Origin of the sequence: Paenibacillus sp. A3 (genome assembly GCF_001399685.1) — a bacterium.
Lineage (GTDB): Bacteria > Bacillota > Bacilli > Paenibacillales > NBRC-103111 > Paenibacillus_G.
Genome location: NZ_JTHN01000123.1, coordinates 1 through 24,708, shown reverse-complemented (window position 1 = coordinate 24,708; position 24,708 = coordinate 1). Strand labels below are relative to the sequence as shown.

Sequence of the window (24,708 nt, the reverse complement as noted above, 5' to 3'; positions counted from 1 at the left end):
GCACGGAGCAGCTGGCGGAGGAAGCCGTAGGCGAAGCCCAGCTGCGGGCGGAGGCGGTGACGTCGGAGAAGCTGGCGGCAGGCGCAGTGACGGAGCAGCACCTGTCCGAAGGTGCGGTTCACGGCCGGCACCTGGCCGAAGGTGCGGTGGGTGCAGAACAGCTAGCGGCGGAATCCGTAGGCGAAACGCAGCTGCAGGCGCAAGCGGTGACGTCGGAGAAGCTTGCCGAAGGCGCGGTGACGCCCCTGCACCTTGCGGAGGAGTCCGTGCGAAGCCGGCATCTTGCAGCAGACGCAGTGATGTCCCTGCACCTTGCGGAAGGGGCTGTCCGCAGCCGGCATCTGGCCGAAGGCGCAGTAGGCACGGAGCAGCTAGCCGAGGAATCCGTAGGCGAAGCGCAGCTGCAGGCGCAAGCGGTGACGTCGGAGAAGCTGGCGCAGCGTTCGGTGACGTCAGATCATTTGTGCGTCGAGTCGGTCGACGGGCTTCACATCAAGCAGGAGACGATCTCGGGCTACCATCTGGTGCCGGGCACGATTTCCTTCATTCATTTGGAACCGTCACTGCAGGCGCTGCTGACCAGAAAGCCTGCTGAGGAAACGTGGGACGAAGCTGCCCCCGAGGCAGGCGATCCGGAAGACACCGTCATTCAGAGCGAAATCGAGATACCGGATGCGGATGAAGCAGCAGTGATCCCGGAATCGGGGGAGGGATTGGTTACCGGGCTCGAACCGGAGCTGGAGGAGGTCCATATTAGTGCGCTGGATCTCTCATTGGACGCCGTGTCTTTGCAAGACTCGAAAGACGCCACAGCGGGCATTCAGCTGCAGCCGGAAAGCGTCGGGTCGGAGCAGCTGGCGGCCGGAGCGGTCACTCCGGAGCATTTATCCTTCCAGCCGGTGCAGACGGTTGGGGTCCGGACGACGGTGCAACAGTTCGGACTTAGTCCGTTCCTGCTGAACCTCGAAGACGAATTGACGGAAGTTGTGCTGATCTTTGACCGGCCTTTTGCAGACAACAACTATGTACTGGTCGCTTCTACAGATCAGACGAACACGTACGCCGTCATTCAACAAAAGGAGCCCGACGGCGCTATTTTGGAAGTGGTCCGCTCCAAATTTTCTCCGGAGCTGCAAGGAGTGGTCAACTGGATCGCAATCGGCGCGGCGAACGAGTAATTGTAACGGTCATGTATTCCTCATCGAAGACTGTACACCCCCGTAGAGCGGCGGCTTGAGGCCGGAGCTTTGCGGGGACATTTTTTTGGCCTGACACCAGGTCTGCGAAACTATTTTTCGGCCCCCTTCGTATAAAAGTTGAATAGACGGACTAGTATGGATAATAAAGGGAAGGGCGGGCCTGGAATATGGACGATTTTGCTTTATATACGATGCTTTCCTTGATCGTTCCGATCATCGTTTTGCTTACGGTCATTATCTGCAAGATGATTGCCGGCAAGGCGATCCCGAACAGCGATTACACTCCCTTCGATCAGATTACGGGAAATACGCCGATTGAATTTCACGAAGAAAAGCAGGAGAAGGAAGAAAAAGACGAGCAAGGCGACGATAAGGACAAAAATATAAGAAAAGCTCCGTATTAAAAAGTATGCCAAAAACGGTGAGCGGCGGGCGAAGGAAACACGATCCTTCCCCGTCGTTTTTATTATGGGCGCAAACGAGAATTTGTTTTCCGTACAAACGCTTGTAATCTGCGGATTTTGGTTTATAATCAAGAATATCACTTGAATTCACTTAATATAACTTATAAAAACTTAGTTTTAGGCCAAGTATTCGGAAGGGGAGTACGCATGTTTCAAGAAGAAAGACTGATTGCGATTGTACAGAAGTTAAATGAAAAACAGCGCATCACCGTTACGGAAATTTGCGAGTGGCTGCAAATCTCGTGGGATACTGCCCGGCGCGATCTGATCAAGCTGGAGGAGCAGGGGAGCATCATCCGTACCCGCGGAGGCGCCATGCTGCCGTCAATCTCCAAGGAGGTGCCGAACTATGAGCAGCGGCTGCAGCTGGATACCCCGTCCAAGCAGGCGATTGGCAGGCTGGCGGCGACGCTGATTCACGACGGCGATTATTTGTATACCGATTCCTCCACTACGGTGCGTTGCGCCGTGGAGGCGATGCGGACCCGGCGCAACGTGGTCGTCACCAACTCGATCGATCTGGCGGGCATGCTGACGCAGAAGGACGAAATCCGCATCCATCTTCTCGGCGGCTTGCTCGATAATGAGCAGCGGCTGGTTTACGGGGCGCGGACGCTGGAAATGCTGTCCGAATATCAGGTGGACAAAGCGCTGCTGGGCACATGCGGCATCGCGCCGCACGGTCTGACGACCATGTTCGAGGAGGAAAGCTATCTGATCCGGCAGGTCATGCGCAAGTCGGATCAAGTGATTGTGCTGGCCGATCATACGAAATTCGGCAAGAAGCTGTTTCACCGCGTCGCCGGGCTGGAAGGGATCGACCTTATCATAACGGACCGGGAGCCGAGCGACGAAATGAAGGAAGAGCTTCATAAGCATCAGGTGGAGCTGCTGATCGCAGGCGAAGGAGAGCATCATGATTAACCGGTTGATTTGGATGGGCTGCTTGTGTTATGTCATCACCGGCGTAGGCACGGTCATCGTCGGCGCGGTGCTGCCAGAACTGCTTGCGCATTATTCGCAAAGCTACGGCAGCGGGGGCATGCTTATTTTTGTGCAATTTGTCAGCTTGCTCAGCGGAGTGCTCTCGATGCCGGGGATCTCCCGCAAGCTCGGCCGCAAATCTGCTGTCATGCTCGGTCTGGGGCTGGTCGGAATGGAACTGTTCGCCGGTTTGCTTCCTCCCTGGCCGGTGGTCGTCCTGCTGGCGGGGCTGGCCGGATTCGGCACCGGCCTGGTCGAATCGTGCATCGGCACGATTATCCTGTTGGCCGTGAAGCAGAAGCAGGCGGCGGCCATGAGCAAGCTTGAGGTGACGTTCGGCGTCGGCGCGCTCGCTATGCCTTCGATTGCCAGCTTTCTGATTGCCAAAGGGCTGTGGACGTATTCGTTTTTTCTGCTCGGCATCGGCGCGCTTGCAACGGCGCTCGTCTGGAAGCGGCTGTCCTTCGGGGAAATGGACGGCATGCTGACCCGCAAAGAAACGGAGTCCGGCGGGAAACAGGCGCAGCGCCCGGCCTATGCGAGATCGGGCATTCCGTTTCTGGTGCTGTGTACCGTTTTCTTTTTCCTGTATGGCGGCAGCGAAGTATCAGTCGTCCATTTCTTCCCTTCGATCTTTATGGAGCGGTGGGGGATCGATAGTTCGCATGCGACGTTAACCGTCACCGTCTACTGGACGGCGATGGTGATCGGGCGAATCCTGACCGGCATTCTCGGCGACCGGTGGACCTACTTCCGCTTTCTGTGGGCGGCAACGCTGCTGAGCTTAGCGTCGCTGCTCGTCCTTCCGTTCAGCCATTATGCCTGGGTAGGCTTCGTACTCAGCTTCCTGCTTGGACTGGGGATGTCCGGGATGTTTGCGGTGGCGCTCATTTACGCCAATCAGTCGCTGCCGGGCATGACCGAGAGGACGACCAGTATTTTGCTCGCGGCTAACGGGCTCGGCGGTTCACTGCTGCCGCTGGGCGTTGGGAGGGTCATGGACGCTTTCCCGATTCAAACGGCTATGTGGCTCTACTCGGCCGTGATGCTCGCCATGCTGGTCGTGCTTACGATTTCGAAAAGACGCCCTCAGTCGGGAAACGCCCCCCTGCATGCCGGCCGCAGCTTGGAATAGAGGCACGCATAAATGAACGCGCGTAAACTTTGCTGCGCGAGTGGTGAGGACAGCCGAATGGCATGAGCCGCCCTTTCAGCCGGAAACCGAGCCGTTCGTGCAGCCGGACGGTACTTTCGTTGATGTACTGTGGCCTTGACGTAACGCAGCTCGTTGAAAAAATACCGGAGCAGAATGTTCGCGGCATCCGATCGACTATGGTAAGGAAGCCGTTGTTGTCGCTTGAATCCATTTCTTTAGGGTATCGTCTGCTTCTGTATACTGTATATTTGCGATTCGCGGCGATAAGCGGCTTCCTCCAAATTCGATATAAACATGATAGTCTTTTTTTACATTGCCTTCCATCAGGCTTATCGTCGTTTGCCCCGTTACGATGCTATCATCCAAAGTAACCATTAGATCACTATAGTTTGTTAAAATTAATCCTTCCGCTTTAAGCATTGCCAAATTCCGGGTCCACTCTTGTTGATCTGCGTTCATGACATAGTCTGAGGCGGCGCGATAATCTTCGTTGGTTAAGCTCTTGAAAAAATGAGCTGCCGCCCATTGGCCTCTCACAATCGGAATGACATTGTATACGATTCCAAATACAGCCCAGAGAGATACAAGCGCAGCGATCAGTTTTATTATATTTTTTCTCATGACCAGCTCCCTTAAGGCTTACCGCCTAATCGTAATCGTTTTTATTTTTTTACCCGGCTCCGCCTATATATTCAGACTGCTGCGGACGCGAAAAGTTTCACATTTTGCAATTGGAGTTGCCGTGATTAGTACCAGTTAACGATAAAAAAGGCATGCGCCGCTTCTTCCGAATGGGAGAGAGGGCATGCCTTTTCGGCTGCATGGATTTTTTAATGTTGACATTTTTGGATTACGCGTGTAGTCTAATAAAAGATTACATCAGTAATCCAAGTGAACGGAAAGGAGAACACAAGATTCATGAAAGAGCTGCCTAAAATATCCGAGGCCGAGTGGGAAGTGATGAAGATCCTCTGGTCCCGGTCTCCGCAAACGGCCAACGAAGTGATCGAGGCCCTCGAAGGTCAAATGGACTGGAAGCCGAAAACGGTCCGAACGCTGATCAGCCGGCTGCTGCAAAAAAATGCGATCGCCTTTCAAGAGACGGGCAGAACCTACTTGTACTATCCTCTGGTCTCGCAGGACGATTACGTGCAGACCGAGACACAGTCCTTTCTCAAGCGGCTGTACGGCGGGGCGGTCAAACCGCTGCTGGTCCATTTCTTACGGGAGCAAAAGCTGTCTTCGGACGAAATTAGCGAACTCAAGCGGATTCTCGACGAGAAAACGGAAGAGGGGCCGGATCGCGACAGAAGAAAGGACAGATGACATTGGACGGTCTAAGCCTTTCTCTATTGAGCTTTTTTGACTGGATATTGGAGACCTCGCTGATGGCCGCCGTGCTGGTGGGACTCGTCTTGTTAGTCAAAGTCATCGCAAGGAACAAGCTGTCCCCCAGGTGGCACTATATGCTGTGGCTTGTCATTATAGCAAGATTGCTTCTTCCGTGGGCGCCCGAAAGCTCGTTCAGTGTATTTAACCTGCTTTCTTACGGCCAAGAAGCTTTACGGACTTTCGATGCTCCTTCGCCGCGTCTGCCGGAAGCATCGCCTGTCGTTCACCAGGAGGTACCGGATACCGCGCCAACGAAGACGGCTCCCGCAAAAGATAAGCAGGCACCGCCTGTTCAGACGGCCGATCCGGTGGAAAAGCAGCCTTCGGCAAGCTTTTCACTCTATAAATTCGCGTTTGCCGTGTGGCTGCTGGGCGCGGTTGGTCTCGGGATCTTGACCGTCGCCGCGAACCGGCGCGTCTATTCCCGGCTCGCAAAGCAGCCAGTCATTACAGACCCCGGAATTGTCGGTCTGTTCGAACAATGCCGAAAGACGATGTCGATCCGACATTCGATCCCGTTAATCACGGCGGGGCCGATTTCCAGTCCGGCCGTGTTCGGGTTTATGCGTCCGCGCATCGTGCTGTCGGATTCGCTTATGAACATGCTGGACGATCGGCAGCTGCGGTTTATTTTTTATCACGAGCTGGCCCATGTGAAACGCAAGGACGTCGCCGTGAACTGGCTGATGAACGGCTTGCTTATCCTGCACTGGTTCAATCCGGTTCTGTGGTATGCCTATTACCGGATGCGCGAAGATCAGGAAATCGCGGCTGACGCGCTTGCACTGTCCTATATCGGTGCGGAGCAAAAAGAAAGCTACGGCCATACGATCATTCGCCTGTTGGAGCATTACGCCACCCTGTATCCAACCCCGGGTATGGCCAATTTATCGGGAGGCAAACAACAAATAAAAAGGAGAATCATCATGATCAAAAATTATCATAAAAAATCTTACCGCTGGTCGGCGCTCGGGCTGGCTTCCGTCATTGCCCTTTCTTCCGTGACGCTGGTCAATGCCAAAGCTTCGCCAGAGTCCGCATCCGGCAATCTGTCGGCGCCCCCTGTGATCGCGACGGAATCGTCCGGCAGTTCGGAAGCGAAGAAGAAGCTGACGATTCACGATATCCCGTTGGACAAGAACGTCGTTGAAGCGGCCCAAGAAGAGCTGCGCCGTTTTCTGGGAGATTCGCAAGCGGAGCTGTACGAAGTGGCGGACCCTGAAATCACGGCAGAGTGGATCTTATTGAATAAGAACGGAAAAGGACAAGTCGCCATTGACCGGAATACGAAGCAAATTGCGAACGTTCTTGTCCGATATACGTGGGACGAAACGGATACGGCCGTGAAAGAGGCTGCTGCGAAAGCTTTTCGTCAAGTGGATGAGAACAAAACGTTTGCCGCCGAGAGCGTAGAGAGACAGATACGGTTTGAGGACGGTAAATCGACGCATGAATGGACGCTTCAAAGCAAGGACATGATCGTAACCCTGGATGCGGACACGCTGAGCGAAAGAGGCATATTGATCAGCTACTCTCCTGAGCAGGGGGACAAGAAAGCGAAAGACGCCGCGCTGAAAGCACTCCAAACGATAAATGTCGGAAAACCGATAGCCTTTAAACAGGCAGACCACAATTATTCCAGCGGGCGATACGATACATGGAAGTTCTTTGACGACGGAGGCTATTATACCGTTGTGATTGGAGCCAAGACAGGCGCAATCCAGTCGATCTCGGCATACGGCAAAAAAGAAGACAATGAAGCCAATTTGCCCCTCCTCCTGGATAAGGATAGGCAACCGATCTATACGAAAGAAGAAGCTGTCGCCAAGGCCAAACCGATGGTGAACACGCTGTTCGGCATCGATCTGACCGGTTATACGGTTGAATTCGATTCCGATAATCCCTACTATCATACCTTTGCGAAGGCGGGGCAGCCGACGGTCCACGCCTTGGTTGACAGAACGGGCGAGTTTTGGAGCTATTCGGTGGACCCTGTAGATGGGACGATGAACGATTAAAAAAGACGAATCATTTGGAGGATCACATTCCATGAAAACAATGAAGCTACGATTCAAATCGATTCTGGCAATAAGCATGCTATCCGTAATGATGATGACATGGGTGCTCGCCTTCAGCGCCCCGGCGTCGGCTTCCGTACAGCCAACCGGAGAACTTACTTTCGAAGCGTTGTCTGGCAAATACGAAAAAGACGCGCTCGTCGTCAAAGGAGTATTCGTCAACATCAGCAACGCGAAAGTCAGCAAGGTAGAAAAGCTCAAGCTTACCGTGCAGGACGGCGGCGGAAACGAATTGGCGACGCGGGAATGGGACAACGATGCGTTTCTGACGGGTTTGAGCCTAGAGCCGGGCCAAAGCCAAAAGTGGGATGCTACGCTTCCCGGTGCGGTCCAAGGAGCGGACTTGAAATCGCTCAACGTTACGTATCACATGACTTGCGCGACGGAAAAATGGGACGGACGCGGCGAGGGAGTACATATTTTCATCGACAACCGGAAGCTGAATCCGGAGGTGGCTCCTTTTATCAAAGACGGAAGCATGCTTGTGCCGCTTCGTTCCACGCTCGAAGCGCTTGGGGCGAAAGTGGAATGGAGCCCCGAAACCCAGACGGTGAAGGCGACGAAAGGCAGCGATGTCATGACCTTTAAGATCGGTCAGAAGTCCTCGACGATCAACGGACAAACGATCCAATTCGGCGTTCCCGCGCAAATCGTGGACGGCTCCAGCTTCATTCCGCTCCGCGACGCGTCGGAAGCTCTGAACTGCGCCCTTTTTGTCGGCATGCACACAGCCAAATCGATGACCATCGTGATCGTGGACAAACAATAATCAAGTACAAAAGACGCCCTGCTAGTGACCTGCAATCACTTCGTTCAACAATTGAACACTATTGCTGAATGCCTCTTGGTGATTATAAATAATTCCGTAACGCAAACCGTAAAAGGGAATCGTTTTTTCGTAAAAAGATATACGATCCCGAAAGGTCTCATCTTGAAAGCCGGCATAATGCTTAAGCAACATGTCTTGAAAGGGTGTGCCCAGTCCCAGATATCCAAAATCCAACGCCGGATCACCCATCATTAGACCCGGATCAATGATTCCGGTTAGTCTATAGGTTCGCTCATTCACTAAAATATGCTCGGGTTTAAGATCGCCGTTAATCAAACAAGGGCTAAATACAAAATGCTGCTCATGCGATAAAAAAGAATGGAAAAGTTGTAAAGTCCACTCTTTTTGGAAGTCATTTAAATATGGAAATACATAGTGCCTGATAGAGACTAAATAATTTGTCCAGTTTTCTTTCGCAAACGAAGACTTTGCTTCTTCTGCAGGAAAAAATGAGGATGCCGGAAACTCATGAAAGACAGACAAGAACCGAGCAAGGTCTAAGGCCAGAATTTCCTTGTCAACAAGCGGGATTTCGGCAAAAAATGGAGGAAACAGCTGTCTCCCGGGAATCCAAGGATATCCTATATATTGGATGGGGTGCTCGGAGAAACATGCAATTTGCGGTAAGAGTGGAACCCTGCCTTTCAGTTCGGTTAACAAAATTTGTTCGCGTTTCATTTTGAGCGCTGCCGCGGGGTTATCCTCTCTCGGAATACGAAAAATCCACGGCTCCTTTCCTTCGACCTTGAGTACAATATTGGCCGAGCCCTCCGTTATGATATGAATCGGAAAGTCTCTCGTAATCTCAGGATGTTTTTGCCTGATGTAATGAATGTAAGATTCGATAGTTAGCATTTTTCCATCACCTGTCACAAGATATGCGATAGCGAATAAATTGGCTTATGTTCATTCATGGACAAAAGCCTTTTTATTTTTTGAACTTTATCCTATTCCATTAATAATGAATACAATGGGTTATTGGGTCCCGCGGGAGGTGTTATTGTGGAGGAAAAAATTAAACCTGTCATGCTGTGGATATGTCCTCATCTCGTTTTACGCTATGAAGAGGTCCCTTTGTTTATCGAAGCTGGAGCTGAGGTCATCCCCGGATTCGGTGACCGTAACTTACTGGCATTTGACCGTAATTACGATGATGAATCGAACGAATTATATCCCAATTGGCGTTCCTACTGTTCATTGCCTACCCACATTGTTGAAAAAATAAGAAGAATTCGAATCGATACGCCCACCGAGGAAGAAGCGGCTTTCATGAATAAATGGATAGATGCGATCTATATCGCCAGCTTTCCGGATCTGGTTAGCAAGGTTTTAAAGTGGTATAAAGGGATCGTTGTGTTTCGGGTTTTTGGAGGCTTTAAAAGCTATGCTGAAATTTGTCAAATTGAAGACGTCGATCTAAGCGCTTTTGAACAAACGAAAGACCGATATATATGGTCACCCATTCTAAAGTCTCTATCTTCCATCGAGGATGTTAGACTGGTACAGAACGAAACCTACATTCCCGCCTTTGTTTCAAGAGAACGGCTGCCCTTCAAATGGATGGGAAAAGATTCGGATCGAATCGTTTCTACTGCTATTCCATATATTCATCAATCCGAACTACTGTACTCTATTTTTCGAATGTTTGCCGACGCGTTCATTGGATTTGATTTTGTCGTTCTTGGTAAAAACGATAAAAGTTCCGAGCATTGCGAACATCCTTCCATTCTCGGAAACGTTGATTTTTATACATTGTGGAGCCGATTATGCCGATCGCGCCTATTTTGCTACGGTGGTTATATGACCTCTTATCATCTGCATTTTACCCCGCTAGAAGCGATTACAATAGGAGTACCCACTCTGTTTTTGAAGCAATCCGGCCTAACGAGTGAAGCATTGGAATATGGGCTTAGAGATGAGGAACTGAAAAACCTGGGGATGTGTGATGATCTGCAAGAAATGAGAAGTCGTGCAGAGCAGCTCATGGATAACCTCGATCAACTCAAAGAATTGCAACAAATGCAGCATGAACGGTTGTTACCCGTATTTTCCCGCAATAGGGCGCTAGAGAATGCAAGGAGATTAATTCGCAAGATCCTTGAGCATGCTATCCTGCGTCGAAAGGATTGCTCCTCATTACCGGCTCTTCCTTCCTTATACAGCGATCCGGAATTCACTAATAATCTCATCAATTACTTCAAGCTTCCGGCAGTTGCAGGGGAATATCGAATTTGGGATGCCAGGCAATGGGAAGGGCTTACCGGTACGACAGAGTGGGTCCGAGAGTATAATGTCTACGCCAGGTTAGGAAGGCATGGAGTTGATCTGCCCGGATTGCTTGTGAACGATCGTTTGGATCGTCTGGAATCTGGCAAATATGAACTCGTCGTCAGAATAAAAACCGATAAAATCTCCACAGAACCGGATACTTATTTTCAATTGGGTGCTTTTTTACCGGACTATACGAATTTTACAACCTTTCCTCTACACCAACCCGACCATATGGGACTCATCGTCGTTCAAAACATTTTTACGGTTCCAAACTTGCCGGCATCGGCGATTATCTATATGCAAATTAGTTGGATAGGGCGCCAATCCATCAGCATCTTAAGGGTTCGATTGCGAAAACTCTCTGACGAGTTTCTGCCATTGCCGTCATATCCGCTTACATTTCGTTGGAGGAAAAGCTTTTCGTTTCTTGAAAACAATGTGCTCCATAACTTCCGATGGTGCGGAACCGAAGGAGTATTGGAAATTGAAAATCATTCATCCGTTACAAAGACCATAGAGGTATGCTTCGGGCTGCAAGCAGCTCTTCCTGAAACCGCAACATGGTCGGTAAGCAGTGAGCTGTGGTGTGAGTCGATCTCCATTCATGGAGAAGAAACAGTAATCCGACGAATCATTGCCGTTGCGCCGGGCACTCATATGTTTAAAATGCATTGCGATGGTAACGAACTGCCCATCCCCAAAGGTACACGGTCTATGGTATTCAGAATCAATAATTTTCAATATGAAGAAATCCCTTGTTGATGAAAGAAAAAGGCCCCTTTTATGAGGCAGGGGCCGTCTTCTTGCGTCCGCAATCACTTAAGGCGAATCCGGAGTTAAATCTTGTTAGTGTGCGGAAACCCGTTCGCCTCCGCCTCCCGAAGGCTGCGCCCGTTTCAGGAAGAACGAAACGATCCAAGCGGCGACGACCAAGCCGAAGGCCAGCAGAAATGCGCTCTTCATCCCGGCCATCATCGCCAGTATAGGCAGCGGGGCATCCGTTTTGGTTCCCGCGGCGCTTTCCAGGAAATGCTTGGAGCCGTTGGTCATCACCGTGACCAGCAGCGCGGTACCGACTGCGCCCGACACCTGCTGAAGCGTGCTGATAATGGCCGTGCCGTGCGGATATAACCGCGGCGGGAGCTCATTCAACGCGTTCGTCATGACCGGCATCATCAGCATCGAAATCCCGAGCATCAGCAGCGTATTCAAAATCATGATCATCGCGTACGGAGTCGACAGGGAGATCGAGGAAAACTGCCACAGCGTGTTCGCGATCAACGCCAGCCCGACGACCGCCAGCCACTTGGCGCCGAATTTATCGAACAGCCGTCCCGTAATCGGCGACATAATGCCCATCAGAATCCCGCCCGGCAGCATGACCAGACCGGCTTGCAGCGGGCTGTAGCCGAGCGCGCCCTGGAGGAAAATCGGCAGCAGCATCATCGCGGAGAACATCGCCATCATCACGATCATCATGATGACCGTCGATAATCTGAATACGTTGAATTTAAAGGTTCTCAGATCCAGCAGCGGTTCCGCCAGCGTCAATTGTCTCCAAACGAACAAGACTAAAGCAACGGCGCCGATGATAACCGGAATAAGGACTGCGCCGCTCGACCAGCCCCCATGACCTTCGCCGGCGCTGCTGAAGCCGTACACGATTCCCCCGAATCCACAGGTGGAGAGCAGGAGCGACAAGACGTCGATTTTCGGATTCGTCGTCTCGGTGACGTTCTTAAGCTTCAGATAGGCGATGGCGATAACAAGCAGCGCGATCGGGATGACGCTGTAAAAGAGTACCCGCCAGCTGAAATGCTCGACAATGATCCCGGACAGCGTCGGTCCGATCGCCGGGGCAAAGGTGATGACGATCCCGATCGTTCCCATGGCCGAGCCTCTTTTTTCCAGAGGGACCGTAGCCAGCACGACATTGGTCAGCAGCGGAAACAGCAGACCGGTTCCGGACGCCTGCAGCACCCTGCCCAGCAAAAGCATGCCAAATCCCGGCGCGACAGCCGCCGCCAGCGTACCCAGCGTGAACAAGCTCATGGCCGCAAGGAACAAGGTTCTTGTCGTGAACTTCTGAATTAAAAAAGCGGTGACCGGGATAAGCACCCCGATAACCAGCAAATATCCGGTTGTTAACCATTGCGCGGTACTCGGTAAAATCCCGATATCCGCCATAATTTTGGACAAAGCGACATTAAGGAGCGTCTCATTCAAGATAGCTACGAATACCCCAAGAATCATCACCAAAACGACCAGAAAGTTGGCTCTGCTCCCGAATGTCCCTCCGCTGTCGTTTGGTTTCGTATGGTTCTCCACGTTGTTACTCCTCTCTTCGTAAAAGCATCAAAACAGCAGTTTTCTGTCAAACGATTTCTCTCTAATTCCTCCCGTGCGACATTGAATTTCATTGCGGTAAGTAGGGGCAAAAGAATGTTCAGCAGCCATTCTATTGTAACATGGATCACAGGCTGTTGTTTCTTATCGATTGCGATTTTTCTATTAAAACTAAAAAATACCTGTCATCCAAACAGCGAAGAGACCGAATCCTCTTATGAAGAATTTCGGTCTCTTTATTATATCTCTTGCGATTAAATTTCTTTCCTGCGGAAATAAGTAAGCCCGCTGGCGAAGAAGACGAGGAAGCTTCCAAGAATAACGAAAAGCAGCGTCTCCAGCGGGACGTTAAACGCGCCGTAATCCGCTTGTCCCTTCGGAAGCATGGACAGGACCGGCTGCGCCCAAGGGTAATAAGGACCGTATTTGCTTGAATTGACGATAAGCATATTCGGAATCGTGAAGATGACATTGATCGCAAGCGGCGCGGCAAAGCTGGCCCAAGCGACCGATACGAACATTTGAAGGGAGGCCAGGGGCAAAGTCGCCACCCAGCCTCCCAGCACGCTTCGCAAAAAAACGTCCCAAGGAACAGCCGAAGTAAAGCCCCGGATCGTACCGACGATCAGGACGACGGCTAACAACAGCAGCTGTGTAATCGCAAGCAGCGAGATGACGATCGCAAATTTGGCAAGGTAAAGCTGCGTGCGGGAAACCGGCAGCGACAGCACCTGCTTCCAGCCTCCGCCCGCATGCTCGTAGCGGCAGACGAAGGCGGCGAATACCCCGGTCAACAGCGGCAGGAACAGAAAAGCATGCATGGCGGCTGCCGTTGTGAACAGCCAGTCCCATTCGGGGAGTTCTTCGATCTTGGGCTGCAGAAAGCCGGTGGCTGCCGCCAGAGCCGGACTGACGAGGACGAGCAGCCAAATGTTGGCCTTGCGCATTTTGAGCCACTCGGAGCGCAGCACACTCAGAAACGTTTTCATTCAATTCACATCCCGTCTCGAAAAATGAAGTAATCCGATGGCGAAGATGACGATTCCGACCGCAAGACCGGCAGCGACCGAATATTCGGGCTTGCCCGCTTCGTTCGTCAGCCAAGGAAGCTTCCATAAAAACCAGTCGGGCATCTTGGAGGCATAGATCGACAGGACTCCCCCGAGAATGCCGACTGTCAACGGAAAGGCTTGATTGCGCATTGTCACGGATAGCCACAACTGCAGCGCCAAAGCCGGAAAAGAGGCAATAAACGGATAGATGCTCAGCTTGATAACGTTAGCCAGCGGCACGTCCGTGCCGAGCTTCAGACCGAGCCCCAGCCCGACGATGCCGATGCCCAGCAGGATACACGAGACGAGCAGCATCAGCACGCATAACGTAAATTTGGCGCTGAACACGGCAGTTCTTGTGATCGGCAGCGCCAGCAGCTGCTTCCACGAATTCATCTGGTGCTCGATGTTCGCGACCATCGACGCAATGATGGCGATGCCGAGCAGGATCGTCACCGGAAGGAGAAATTGAATGTTGCCCAGGAAAGCTCCCCAGGGGTTGGCCGCGTATTTTTCCATCAAATAATCGTAACGCAGTCCGTAATTGGCCGCCTGCAGCGCAATGACGCCGATCGGCCCGAGGAAGATCAGAAACCAGATCGCTTTCCGGCGAATTTTCAGAAAGTCGGCAGCCAGCACCCGTAACATCATAGGCTGGTTCCCTCCCCGACCATCTCAAGGAATATATCTTCCAGCGATTTCTTCACTTCCTCCACGCGGTAAATCGAGTGTCCCGACTGAACGAGCAGCGCGACGATTTCCGCAAGCGTATCGTCGGAAATATGCTCAATCAGCAGAGAAGATTCGCGGAGCTCGGCATGGCACCCGGTCAGCGCGACCGTGCGCTGGGCGCCTTCGGGGTTCGACAGTGCGATGCGGATACTGCTCTGGGCCCGTTCGCGCAGCGTGTCGATCGTATCCTCGAACATCATCGCGCCTTGCTGAATGATGCCGACGCGGGTGGCCATCAGCTCGATTTCGCTGAGCAGGTGGCTGGATACGAGGACGGTAATGCCGTGCTCCTTCGGCATCGCTTTGATCAGCTCGCGGATTTCCAAGATTCCCGTCGGATCGAGGCCATTGGTCGGTTCGTCCAGAATGAGCAGCTCCGGGTGCCCGAGCAGGGCGGAGGCGATGCCGAGCCGCTGCTTCATGCCGAGGGAGAAGCCCTTGACCGGGCGCTTCGCTTCCTTGGTCAGCCGGACGACGGCGAGCACTTCGTCGATGCGCGATTTCGGCACGTCCAGAATACGGCGTATCGTCTCCAGATTTTCATAAGCGGTCAAGTGACCGTAGTAGGAAGGATACTCGACCAGCGAGCCGACCTTGCGGAGAATGGCCCGCTGCTCTTTTCTCAGGTCCTTGCCGAAGATGTGAATCGTACCTTCCGTCGGCCTGATGAGTCCGAGGAGCATGCGGATGGTTGTCGTTTTTCCCGCGCCGTTCGGACCGAGGAAGCCGTAGATATCGCCTTTGCGGATATCCAGGTCGACCTTGTCGACCGCTTTGCGCGAGCGGTAGTGCTTGGATAAGTTATGTGTAGTTATGATGGATTCCACTTCAATCACCTCAGCCTCCATGATAGACGCCGAAGGTTAAAACGAAAGGGAGCTTTCGTTTAAAATTCGTTTAAATTTTCGGATACATATAGATGGCCGTTCCGTCGCGGGAGCTGACGATATCCTGTTTCAGGCTCATTTCCTTGATCATTAAAGCGACGATGGTCAAGCCGATGCCGGCTCCTTTATTGCCTGACTCGGCATGGACGCCCGGCCCCTTGTCCGCGATGACGACGGCGGTGGTTCCGTGGCGCTCCTCGGTACGGACGCAGACGTATTTTCCCGAATCGGCATGGCGTATGATATTCTGGAACAGATTGTCCAGAATGCGGGTAAACCATTGCGGGTCGACGTTCCAATACAAGGCCGATTCCGGCAGCTGCACATCGATGTCGAAGCCTTCTTTTTCAAAAACCGGATACCAGGAGGCGACGGAGGTCCGGCACAGCCTAAGCACGTCCGTCCGGGCGGTCCGCAGCGGATATTTTCCCGCCGACAGCAAGGTATAGGACATCAGGTTCTCGATCAGTTGAGCCACATTGTCCACCTTCGTTTCGATCAGGTCGAGCGATTGCTTGCCCTTGGGCGTTAATGCTTCCTTGCGCAGGGAATAGGCGTGGCCCCGGATCGTTGTCAGCGGCGTTCGCAGGTCGTGTGACAGGTTGGCGATAAGCTGCTTGCGCAGCGCCTCCTCCTCTTGCTCCCGCCGGCGTGCGCTGTTCAAATGGTCGATCATATGGTTGAACGCCAGCCCAAGCTGCCCGATTTCGTCGACCCTCTTCACGGCGATCGGCTGCGGAATGCCGGATTCGTCGGTCTCCGTCATAGCGTTTTGGAACCGGAGAAGCCGATTGCGGATGCGGGCGAAGAACAGCCAGGAGGTGAGCAGGAAGAACGAAAATACGGAAAGAATAAACACAGTAAGAAACCGCTCGTTGGACGGATAGATCGTTTCGCTCTTCATCATCTGCCGCGGAATTTGCACGACCATGAAGCCCTGCTTCGGGTCTTGGCCGATAAAGGCGACGACGGTGAACGGGTCCCCGCCATAGCTGCTTTTCATAAATTGCATGCTGTCCGCCATCGTCCATTGCTGCGGAACCGAAACGGTTTCCCCGAGCTTAAGCCGCAGCTGGCCCGAGGCGTCCACCCAGAACATCGAAGCGCGCGGATACTGCCCCTTCAATGCCCGAAGCTTGGCGTCCACCGCATCTTCCGCCGCTTTGTCCAGCTCTTTCGCTTCTTGATGCCACGCTTTTTCCAGATTGCGGCTGTCATAGATGTTGAACTCCTCGGGGAAAAACAGCTGGCTCTGCAAGTAATAAATCAGGCTGCCGACCGGAAACACGAGCGGCCACATGCACAGCGCGATTAAAATAATAAACACGTACCGGGCCAGCAGCGAATCCGGGAACTTCGTTTTGGCTGTCGTCCTCATGATCTCACCCTGTAGCCGATGCCGCGAATCGTTTCGATGATTTGCGGGTTTCCGGGATCGCGTTCGATTTTCTCGCGAAGGTAACGGATATGCACCATCAGCGTCTTGTCGCCTTCCAGGTAGGGCTCTCCCCATACCGCTTCGTAGATTTGATCCTTCGTCAAAATTTGGTTCGAATGACGTAAAAAATACATGAAGATTTGGAACTGCTTGCCCGTCAAAATAATTTCTTCGCCGGTCTCGCTGTCAACCAGTCGATTCTCATCCGGATGGACGCACAGATGGCCGAGCTGGAGCTGCGGGGAAACCCGCTTGTCGAAGCGGCGCAGCAGCACTTCGATCCGCGCCGCCAGCTCGTCGGGATGAAAGGGCTTCGTCACATAGTCGTCGGCAAATTGAAGCCCGTGAAGCTTGTCCTCGATCGACGACCGCGCCGATATCATCAGAATAGGCGTAGCCGGGTACTCCTTCTTCAGCCGCTGTCCGACCGTGAAGCCGTCAAGTCCCGGAAGCATCACGTCCAGCAGCACGAGATCGGCTTCCTTCATCTGCTCGCCCGCCCGGTCGCCGGACGTCAGCCACAGAACCTCGTATCCTCTTTCGGTCAGATCGCCGCTGACCCATTGTCCGATTTCCGCATCGTCTTCAATATATAAAATTTTCATATCGGATATCCTTTCTGTCGCAAACGCTATGAACTCGTTGAAATTATATCACGTTTTGGGGCGGCAGGAATTTCCTTTGGGTCTGTAGAATTATGTCGAAAGTATATAATAGTTCAAACGTCTGTACCTACCTTAACGAATAGGGGAATCCTCTCACATGTTCCGTAAAAATCGTATGTATGCCATCACGCTTCTCTCCGCATGGGTCATGGCGGCGCCGCTCGTCATGCCGCTGCCGACGGAGCGCGTATGGAGCGCGGCGGCCGCCTTGGTGCCCGACGCGAATCTGGAAAAGGTGATCCGCAGCCAGTTGAAAAAGCCGGACGGCGACCTGACGCCGGAGGACCTGCGCAGCCTCTCCCGCCTTATGGCTTCGGACGGCAAGAAAACGCGACCGATCGAACAGCTTGTCGGGCTGCAGTACGCTGACCGGATGACGCGGCTCGATGTGAGCAGCAACCAGATCAGCGACGTCTACCCGATCAGCGGGCTTAAGCAGCTTACTTATTTAGACCTGACGGATAACCGGATCGCCGATGTGCGTCCGCTTGATTTGCCGAAGCTGAGGCACTTGTTCCTGAGCGGTAATCCGCTGCAGGACCCGACGCCGCTTTGGAAGCTGACGCGGCTGGAAAGCTTGGCGGCAAGCGGCGCAGGCATCGGATCCGTGGACGGCATCGGCTCGCTGGAGGGACTACTCTTCTTGGATTTGTCCGGCAATCCGCTCGGCAAGCTGGGCGAGATTACGAAGCTTGCGGGAGTCCAGCAATTGAAGCTTCGGCATACGCAGCTTGCCGACCTCTCGGGGATTGCTGCTCTGAAGGAGCTGAAGACCCTCGACCTGCGGGACAACAAGATCACGGACATCCGCGTGCTCGCGGACTTGAGCAAGCTGAGCGATGTGCGGCTCAGCGGCAACCCGCTGGAGGCGGCCTCTTTGGACACGGTGCGGGCGCTGCAGGACCGTGGAGTCCATGTCGAGTTTGACCCGTCTTTGTTCCCAAGCTATGAGCGCAGCATCAACGTGTTTGTCAACGATGAGCGAATCGCCTTCGAAGAGCCGCCTCTCAACCGGAACGGCTCCGTGCTTGTGCCGTTTCGCGGCGTATTCGGGAAGCTCGGGATGCAGGTGGCGTGGAACGAAGAGCTGCGCCGGGTAACCGGGACGAAGTCGGGGCTGGAGCTTGTGTTGACGATCGGGCAGGAAGAAGCCCTTGTGAACGGGCAGCCCGTCAAGCTGCCAGCCGCGCCGGAGCTTCGCAACGGGACGACGCTGGTGCCGCTGCGTCTGGTAGGCGAGGCCGCGGACAAACTGGTCGTCTGGAATCAGGACAGGCAAGCCGTTTATATAGTCGACAACGTCACGAACGGTACCGGTAAGCGTTACGACGAGAAGGGGCGGCTGATCTACAGCGGCGAACTGAAGGACGGCAAGTATAACGGAAAAGGAACTCAATACGCAAGCAGCGGCGAAATCGCATATGAAGGCGAATGGAAGGACGGCCGCAAACACGGCCAGGGTAAGCAATACGATCCGGTCGGACGTTTAATGCTGGAAGGGGAGTTCCGGGACGATCTGCCGAACGGTCAGGGCAAGAAGTACGATTCGGACGGAAGCCGGCTGGAGGGCGAGTTTGTTCAAGGCAAGCTGAACGGCCACGGCAAGCTGTTCGTGGAGGGCCGTTTGCTCTATGAAGGCGACTTCAAGGATAACGACCTCCATGGCAAAGGAACCGTCTATTTTGCGACGGGGGAAAAGTACACCGGCGAATTCGAGCGTAATGTCAAAAAAGGCATCGGCATCGTCTATTTTACAAACGGCGAGCGGTTCGAAGGAAAAGTTAACGACCAGTCGATGGTCGAGGGCAAATATTTCGCCTCGGGCAAGCTGCTGTTCGAAGGAACGTTTAAGGACAATCGTTTTCATGAAGGGGCGATGTATTTCTCGAGCGGAGCGGTTTACAAAGGGACGTTCGCAGACGGGGAGTTCGACAAGGGGACGTTCCTCGATGCGCAAGGAAAGACGCTCGACCCGGCGAAGGACGGCAAGGGCTTTCGGTTCTACGCCAACGGCGACTGGTACGAGGGGGAGACGGCCGACGGAGAGTCGAACGGACAAGGGGTATACCATTTTCTGGGAAACGGACGAGTTGAAGGATCATTCCTCGGCGGTGTGATGAACGGCGAAATGAAGGTATACAGCGAGAAAGGCAAGCTGGAGTTCGAAGGACGCTATGCGGACGGGGAGCGCAGCGGCATCGGCAAGGAATATAATACGGAAGGCAAGCTTCACTACGAGGGCGGCTACAAGGCTGGAGAATACAGCGGCCAGGGCAAGGAGTACAATTGGCAGGGTCACCTCATCTACTCCGGCGAATTCAAGGACGGAACGAGAAACGGTCAAGGAACGGAGTACCGGCAGGACAAAGCGGTCTACGAAGGCGGGTTTCGCGGTCGGCTCTATCACGGCCAAGGCAAGCTGACGTTCTTTAATGGAGATACGTACACCGGAGAATTCAATCAAGGAAAATACGGAGAGCGCGGCACCTTCGCCGATTCGTCCGGGAAGACGATCGTGAACGGAGCGGACCAAGGCACGGGCGTATACCGCTTCGCCGACGGTACGATCTATAAAGGCGAGTTTCAAGGCGGCGTCCTTCAGGGCCGGGGCGAAACGTACAATAAGGACAGCACGCTGAACCACCGGGGCGAGTACCGGGCCGGCAAACGAAACGGCTTTGGTCAAAGCTTCGACCTGGACGGGCATTTATGGCACGAAGGCGCGTACGCGGACGGCTATGCCAAAGGGCAGGGCAAATCGTTCTACGAAAACGGCAAGCTGCAGTACGAAGGGGAATTCGATTACGGCACATGGTCGGGCAGCGGGAAGGTCTATACGAAAGAAAGCCGCCTGCTCTATGAAGGGGAATTCGAGGATAGCGAATTCCAAGGCCAAGGCAAGCTTTACTATGCCGACGGCACCGTCTACACGGGGGCCTTCGACTACTCCGAATTCGGCGAGGGCGGCAGCTTCACGGATGCCAAAGGGAAGCCTCTGTCCGGCATCAACACGGCGCGCATCGGTACCGGCAAGCTGTACTACGCCGACGGCACGACGTATGAAGGCGAGCTTGCGGAAGGGAAGGCGCACGGACGGGGCAAGTTGTTCGATACGGACGGCAAGCCGGAATACGAGGGCGAGTTCAAGAACGGGTACCGTAAGGATTGGTACGACGAATAAACGGATTATACAGCGGGCCTGTCTCTATTCATGGAGGCAGGTTTTTTGCCGTTTCCCTAATTCGGTACAAGAGCCAATTTTTCGGCCCGTATGGTATTCGTCCACCAGACCGGCCTTAAGGGTGCATATCATAAGAGCATGGCATTCATCCGTACAAACCATGCACACTCATCATACGAGAGAAAGGAGATGCGCGATGAAAGGCATAATACTCGCAGGCGGCACCGGTACCCGGCTGCGTCCGATGACGAATATCATCAACAAGCATTTGCTCCCCGTGGGCAAGTATCCGATGATCCACTACGCCATCCGCAAAATGGCGGAAGCGGGCATCACGCAATTGATGCTGGTGACCGGCAAACAATCCGCCGGATTATATACCGAGTATATCGGCAGTGGAAAACCTTGGGGGGTACAGGTGAGCTACGGAATTCAAGATGAGGCGAGCGGTATTGCGCATGCGCTCGGAATCGCCGAAGCGTTCGTCCGCCCCGGAGAGAAGCTGATGGTGCTGCTTGGCGACAATCTGTTCGAGGATTCGTTAAAACAGGCGGCGGACGAGTTTCAGCGGCAGAAGGGAGGAGCCCACGTGTTTTTGAAAAAAGTGCCTGACCCGGAGCGTTACGGAGTGGCGGAGCTGGTGGACGGGCGAATTGTCCGGATCGTGGAAAAGCCCGAGAACTCGCCTTCCCATTACGTCGTTACCGGGATTTATTTATATGATTCGAACGTCTTCGGCGTTATTCGTTCGCTGAAGCCTTCGACGCGCGGCGAGCTGGAAATCACGGATGTCAATAACGCTTACGCTGCGGCCGGAGAGCTCGGCTACAGCATGCTGAGCGGCTGGTGGACGGATGCGGGGACGCATCGCTCCCTGATGGAAGCGGGCGTCCGCCTGATGGGACGTGAGCAGCCATGAGGACGCTGTTCGTTACAGGCGGGATGGGCTTCATCGGCAGCAACTTTGTCCGCTACTGGCTGCAGCGCCACCCGAAGGACCGCATCGTCAATTACGACTTGTTGACCTATGCAGGACAACCGGCCAATATGGCCGATGCCGCCAGCTTGCCGAATTACCGGTTTGTGCGGGGGGATGTCGCGGACGCGAACGCTGTGAGACGCGTGCTGGACGAGGAGGCCGTCGATACGGTCGTCCACTTTGCGGCCGAATCGCATGTCGACCGCAGCATTGCCGATCCGCAGGCGTTCGTGCGCACCAATGTGCTCGGAACGGGGTGTTTGCTCGAAGAGGCCCGGCGCGCAGGGGTGTCGCGGTTCGTTCATATTTCCACCGACGAGGTGTACGGAGCGCTCGGCGAAGACGGGATTTTCACCGAAACGACGCCGCTTGCGCCGAATAGTCCCTACTCCGCGAGCAAGGCAGGTTCCGATCTGCTTGCCCGCGCTTATTTCGAGACGTATGGCTTTCCCGTCATCATTACCCGCTGCTCCAATAATTACGGGCCATACCAATACCCGGAGAAGCTCATTCCAACGATTATTACGCGGGCGATGCGCGACGAACCCGTTCCGGTGTACGGGGACGGTCTTCACGTTCGCGATTGGCTGTATGTCGAGGACCACTGTGCGGCCATCGACCGGGTCGTGCATCAGGGCATCCCCGGGGAAGTGTATAACATCGGGGGCCGCAACGAACGGACGAATCTCGATATCGTCAGGACGATTCTTACCGAGCTCGGGAAGCCGGAATCGCTGATCCGGTTCGTGCCGGACCGTCTTGGTCATGACCGGCGCTATGCGATCGATCCGGCCAAGATCGCAAGCCGGCTTGGCTGGCAGCACCAGGTTCCGCTTGAGGAAGGGCTGAAGCGCACGGTCGCTTGGTACGCCGCCAATGAAGCTTGGTGGCGCGAAGCGGCCAAGAGAGGCGGTGGCGAATGAAGGTGCTCATTACCGGTGCCGGGGGGCAGCTGGGCCGGGATCTCGTCCGGGTGCTCAGGCGGCGGCACGACTGCGCGGCCTTCACCCGGCAGCAGCTGGACATCGCCGACGAAAAGGCGGTACGGCGGCTCATTGCGGAGTCGAAGCCGGAGGTCATTGTGCATGCGGCGGCCTATACGAAGGTGGATCAAGCCGAGGCGGAGCTGGAAGAGACGTACCGGATTAATGCGATCGGTGCCAGCCACGTCGCCATCTCCGCGGAAACGGTTGGCGCGAAGATGGTGTATGTCAGCACCGATTACGTGTTCGACGGTACCAAGGGGGAGCCGTATGACGAACAGGACCGTACGAATCCGCTCGGCGTCTACGGCAAATCGAAGCTGCTCGGCGAGCAGTTCGTACAGGCCATATGCCCGCAGCATTTTATCGTACGGACGTCGTGGCTGTACGGTAAGGGTGGAAACAACTTTGTCACGAAGGTGTTGACGCTTGCGGAACGGCAGCAGGAGCTGAGCGTGGTCGACGATCAGTTCGGTTCGCCGACCTACACGTACGATTTGGCCGAATGCATCGGCCGGCTGCTGGAAACGGACCGTTATGGCATCTATCATGTGGCGAACCGGGGGTATTGCTCCCGATGGACGCTGGCCAAGACGATCTTGGAGCTGACCGGACATACCGGGATTGCGGTCCGGCCCGCACGTTCGGAAGATTACGTGCTGCCTGCGCCCCGGCCGGCGCATTCGGCTTTCTCGGACCGGGGGCTGCGTCTCGCCGGATTGCCGAGAATGAGGGATTGGAAAACGGCGCTGGAGGCATTTTTGCGCAACGATTGGGGGAAGACCGATGAAAACGACGATCGAAGGAGTACAAACGAAGCCGCTGGTTAGACACAGCGACGACCGCGGCTTTTTTATGGAAATATTGCGGGAGGACGACGCTTTGTTCGGCCGGTTCGGTCAAGCGTCGCTGTCCATGTCGTTTCCGGGCGTCATCAAGGCGTTTCATTATCATAAACGGCAGGACGACATCTGGTTTTTTCCGAGCGGGCACGCGCAGGTGGTGCTCCATGATATGAGGGCCGATTCCCCGACGTACGGGCAAACGTCCGTACATTATATGGGGGAAGATCACCCGTACCTGCTGTTCATTCCGCGAGGCGTCGCTCACGGATACCGGGTGCTCGGCGTCAAGCCGGCAACGATCGTTTATTTTACCAATCTCGCTTACGATCCGGGGCAGCCTGACGAATACCGCATCGCCTATGACGATCCTGCGATCGGCTTCGACTGGACGACCCGGTTCCGGTAATCGATAGGGAGGGTGACCGCAATGAGCCGGACTCAACAACTCGCGCGACGGAAAGCGGCCGTTCGGCAGCAGGGAAGCCGTGCGGGAGGGCTTATCGGATACGAGCAAGGGTATCGGTACGGACGGTGCGAGGCGGTTCGGATGTTAGCCCCGCCGGTCGTGCCTGCCCGGTATGACCTGAAAGTGCTCTTTATCCCGCAAGGCTTTCCGGCCATCGATAACGGCGTTGCCGCCGCCTTGCAGCGGACGGTTCGGGAAGCCGTCGTCGGGACGCCGGAAGCCATGCTCGCGCTGGCGGAGCAGCACCGGCCCGATCTGCTGCTGGTGCTGAACGGGCTTCATGTATTTCCCGCCGATCACCTGCAGCAGGTGGACCGGATTCGGGAGCTCGGCATTCGTACGGTGATCTGGTTCGCCGACGATCCGTATTTTACGGACGATACCGCAGCGATTGCTCCGCATTACGATGCCGTGGCGACGCATGAGCAGAGCTGCGTGCCGTTCTATTTGTCGCTCGGCTGCACTCAGGTGCTGTATGTGCCGATGGCCGTAGATACCGACATGTTCCGGCCCGTTCCTGTCAGTTCCGGTTACCATGCCGACATTTGCTTTATCGGCATGGCGTTCTGGAACCGCGTCGAGCTGTTCGATCAAATCGCCGGGTACTTATCGGGCAAAAAGGTGATCGTCGGCGGCGGATTGTGGGAACGGATGCGGCTTTACCGGCTGATCAAGCCGAGCGTCCGCGCCGGATGGATTCCGATACAGGACACGGTACGATATCTAAATGGTACGCAGTTCGACAACTGACAGCAAACAGC

Annotated in this window: 22 protein-coding genes; 14 read left to right on the top strand and 8 right to left on the bottom strand. The window is 54.3% G+C overall.

Annotation, left to right across the window (positions count from 1 at the left end):
• From QJ48_RS18880 to QJ48_RS18865, 4 genes are all read left to right on the top strand, one after another.
• The coding region (locus QJ48_RS18880; protein ID WP_157261686.1) for a WIAG-tail domain at window positions 1-1,178 on the top strand (1,178 nt) is incomplete at its 5' end.
• Between the two features lie 188 nt (window positions 1,179-1,366).
• Window positions 1,367-1,603: a DUF3951 domain-containing protein gene (locus QJ48_RS18875; protein WP_054975079.1), complete on the top strand. Its 237-nt coding sequence runs from the start codon at window positions 1,367-1,369 to the stop codon at window positions 1,601-1,603.
• Window positions 1,604-1,810: 207 nt separating this feature from the next.
• Window positions 1,811-2,587, top strand: coding sequence for a DeoR/GlpR family DNA-binding transcription regulator (locus QJ48_RS18870; RefSeq protein ID WP_054975078.1), 777 nt, complete (start codon window positions 1,811-1,813; stop codon window positions 2,585-2,587).
• Window positions 2,580-3,782 (top strand): MFS transporter, encoded by a 1,203-nt coding sequence (locus QJ48_RS18865; protein WP_054975077.1) that lies wholly within the window; start codon window positions 2,580-2,582, stop codon window positions 3,780-3,782. Before QJ48_RS18870 ends, QJ48_RS18865 begins: the two co-directional genes overlap by 8 nt.
• Window positions 3,783-3,977: 195 nt before the next feature.
• On the opposite strand, the gene QJ48_RS18860 is transcribed toward QJ48_RS18865, so the two are convergent.
• A complete protein-coding gene (locus QJ48_RS18860) occupies window positions 3,978-4,424 on the bottom strand; it encodes a hypothetical protein (RefSeq protein WP_054975076.1) in 447 nt (148 codons plus the stop codon).
• A gap of 297 nt (window positions 4,425-4,721) precedes the next feature.
• Here QJ48_RS18860 and QJ48_RS18855 point away from each other — a divergent pair, with 297 nt between their 5' ends.
• From QJ48_RS18855 to QJ48_RS18845, 3 genes are read left to right on the top strand one after another with little or no spacing between them, the layout of a single operon-like run.
• Window positions 4,722-5,129, top strand: coding sequence for a BlaI/MecI/CopY family transcriptional regulator (locus QJ48_RS18855; RefSeq protein ID WP_054975075.1), 408 nt, complete (start codon window positions 4,722-4,724; stop codon window positions 5,127-5,129).
• The gene (locus tag QJ48_RS18850; RefSeq protein WP_082420577.1) at window positions 5,126-7,213 is read left to right on the top strand and encodes a M56 family metallopeptidase; all 2,088 of its coding nucleotides are present in this window, start codon (window positions 5,126-5,128) and stop codon (window positions 7,211-7,213) included. Before QJ48_RS18855 ends, QJ48_RS18850 begins: the two co-directional genes overlap by 4 nt.
• Before the next feature lie 31 nt (window positions 7,214-7,244).
• On the top strand, window positions 7,245-8,042 hold the full coding sequence (locus QJ48_RS18845; RefSeq protein ID WP_054975073.1) for a copper amine oxidase N-terminal domain-containing protein: 798 nt from the start codon (window positions 7,245-7,247) through the stop codon (window positions 8,040-8,042).
• Between the two features lie 21 nt (window positions 8,043-8,063).
• Here QJ48_RS18845 and QJ48_RS18840 read toward each other — a convergent pair whose 3' ends face one another.
• The gene (locus QJ48_RS18840) at window positions 8,064-8,957 is read right to left on the bottom strand and encodes a phosphotransferase family protein (protein WP_054975072.1); all 894 of its coding nucleotides are present in this window, start codon (window positions 8,955-8,957) and stop codon (window positions 8,064-8,066) included.
• Window positions 8,958-9,104: 147 nt separating this feature from the next.
• Between QJ48_RS18840 and QJ48_RS18835 the strand changes: the two genes are divergently transcribed.
• Entirely contained in the window at window positions 9,105-11,135 is a 2,031-nt protein-coding gene (locus QJ48_RS18835) for a hypothetical protein (RefSeq protein ID WP_054975071.1), read from the top strand.
• An 84-nt stretch (window positions 11,136-11,219) separates the two neighbouring features.
• Here QJ48_RS18835 and QJ48_RS18830 read toward each other — a convergent pair whose 3' ends face one another.
• The 6 genes from QJ48_RS18830 to QJ48_RS18805 form a co-directional block, all read right to left on the bottom strand.
• The gene (locus QJ48_RS18830) at window positions 11,220-12,701 is read right to left on the bottom strand and encodes a DHA2 family efflux MFS transporter permease subunit (RefSeq protein WP_237762974.1); all 1,482 of its coding nucleotides are present in this window, start codon (window positions 12,699-12,701) and stop codon (window positions 11,220-11,222) included.
• 272 nt (window positions 12,702-12,973) lie between these two features.
• On the bottom strand, window positions 12,974-13,708 hold the full coding sequence (locus tag QJ48_RS18825; protein WP_054975070.1) for an ABC transporter permease: 735 nt from the start codon (window positions 13,706-13,708) through the stop codon (window positions 12,974-12,976).
• Window positions 13,709-14,422 (bottom strand): ABC transporter permease, encoded by a 714-nt coding sequence (locus QJ48_RS18820; RefSeq protein ID WP_054975069.1) that lies wholly within the window; start codon window positions 14,420-14,422, stop codon window positions 13,709-13,711. It lies immediately after the preceding gene.
• Entirely contained in the window at window positions 14,419-15,351 is a 933-nt protein-coding gene (locus tag QJ48_RS18815) for an ABC transporter ATP-binding protein (RefSeq protein WP_054975068.1), read from the bottom strand. Before QJ48_RS18815 ends, QJ48_RS18820 begins: the two co-directional genes overlap by 4 nt.
• 49 nt (window positions 15,352-15,400) lie before the next feature.
• A complete protein-coding gene (locus tag QJ48_RS18810; protein WP_054975067.1) occupies window positions 15,401-16,768 on the bottom strand; it encodes a HAMP domain-containing sensor histidine kinase in 1,368 nt (455 codons plus the stop codon).
• Entirely contained in the window at window positions 16,765-17,433 is a 669-nt protein-coding gene (locus tag QJ48_RS18805; RefSeq protein WP_054975066.1) for a response regulator transcription factor, read from the bottom strand. Before QJ48_RS18805 ends, QJ48_RS18810 begins: the two co-directional genes overlap by 4 nt.
• Before the next feature lie 157 nt (window positions 17,434-17,590).
• On the opposite strand from QJ48_RS18805, the gene QJ48_RS18800 reads away from it, so the two are divergent.
• From QJ48_RS18800 to QJ48_RS18775, 6 genes are all read left to right on the top strand, one after another.
• On the top strand, window positions 17,591-20,674 hold the full coding sequence (locus tag QJ48_RS18800; protein WP_054975065.1) for a stalk domain-containing protein: 3,084 nt from the start codon (window positions 17,591-17,593) through the stop codon (window positions 20,672-20,674).
• A gap of 196 nt (window positions 20,675-20,870) precedes the next feature.
• Window positions 20,871-21,593 (top strand): sugar phosphate nucleotidyltransferase, encoded by a 723-nt coding sequence (locus QJ48_RS18795; RefSeq protein ID WP_054975064.1) that lies wholly within the window; start codon window positions 20,871-20,873, stop codon window positions 21,591-21,593.
• On the top strand, window positions 21,590-22,576 hold the full coding sequence (rfbB, locus tag QJ48_RS18790; protein ID WP_054975063.1) for a dTDP-glucose 4,6-dehydratase: 987 nt from the start codon (window positions 21,590-21,592) through the stop codon (window positions 22,574-22,576). Before QJ48_RS18795 ends, rfbB begins: the two co-directional genes overlap by 4 nt.
• Window positions 22,573-23,466 (top strand): dTDP-4-dehydrorhamnose reductase, encoded by an 894-nt coding sequence (gene rfbD, locus QJ48_RS18785; RefSeq protein ID WP_054975062.1) that lies wholly within the window; start codon window positions 22,573-22,575, stop codon window positions 23,464-23,466. Before rfbB ends, rfbD begins: the two co-directional genes overlap by 4 nt.
• Window positions 23,423-23,887, top strand: a complete 465-nt coding sequence (locus QJ48_RS18780) for a dTDP-4-dehydrorhamnose 3,5-epimerase family protein (RefSeq protein ID WP_054975061.1) — start codon at window positions 23,423-23,425, stop codon at window positions 23,885-23,887. The genes rfbD and QJ48_RS18780 overlap by 44 nt, the downstream gene beginning before the upstream one ends.
• A 21-nt stretch (window positions 23,888-23,908) precedes the next feature.
• Complete coding sequence (locus tag QJ48_RS18775) at window positions 23,909-24,697, top strand: DUF3880 domain-containing protein (RefSeq protein WP_237762973.1); 789 nt, start codon at window positions 23,909-23,911, stop codon at window positions 24,695-24,697.
• The last annotated feature ends 11 nt before the right edge of the window (window positions 24,698-24,708 follow it).